Source organism: Galbibacter marinus, assembly GCF_000300875.1.
In the GTDB taxonomy this organism is placed as follows: Bacteria; Bacteroidota; Bacteroidia; order Flavobacteriales; family Flavobacteriaceae; genus Galbibacter; species Galbibacter marinus.
Map to the genome: position 1 here is coordinate 1 of NZ_AMSG01000074.1, position 349 is coordinate 349.

General features: G+C 37.8%; 1 protein-coding gene. It reads left to right on the top strand.

The features are described from left to right. Nucleotides 1–45 precede the first annotated feature (45 nt). Nucleotides 46–288 carry a helix-turn-helix domain-containing protein gene (locus I215_RS16725; protein ID WP_083852529.1) on the top strand — a complete coding sequence of 81 codons (243 nt, stop codon included), beginning with the start codon at nucleotides 46–48 and terminating at the stop codon, nucleotides 286–288. Nucleotides 289–349 lie beyond the last annotated feature (61 nt).

The following is a 349-nucleotide window of genomic DNA, read 5'->3' on the forward strand; positions in this document are numbered from 1 at the left end:
CACAAAAGCGGCTATGTTTTACATAAATCACATATATTTGGATAAGTGAAACCAGTAAACAAGACATATCGATTTAGGTTGTTGCCTAACAAAGAGCAGGAAATACTTCTTTCAAAGCACTTTGGCTGCACCCGTTTTGTTTACAACTTCTTTTTGAACGAAAGGAAAGCGCAGTACCAAGGGGACAAAAAAACGGATAATTACTATACACAGGCATCTACGTTGACCAAGCTAAAAAAGCAGGAATCAACTCAATGGCTCAAAGAAGTAAACAGCCAAACGCTGTAATTTTCATTAAGGTCTTTGGATACTGCTTAGGTTAACTTCTTTCGTGGCAATGCCAAGTTTC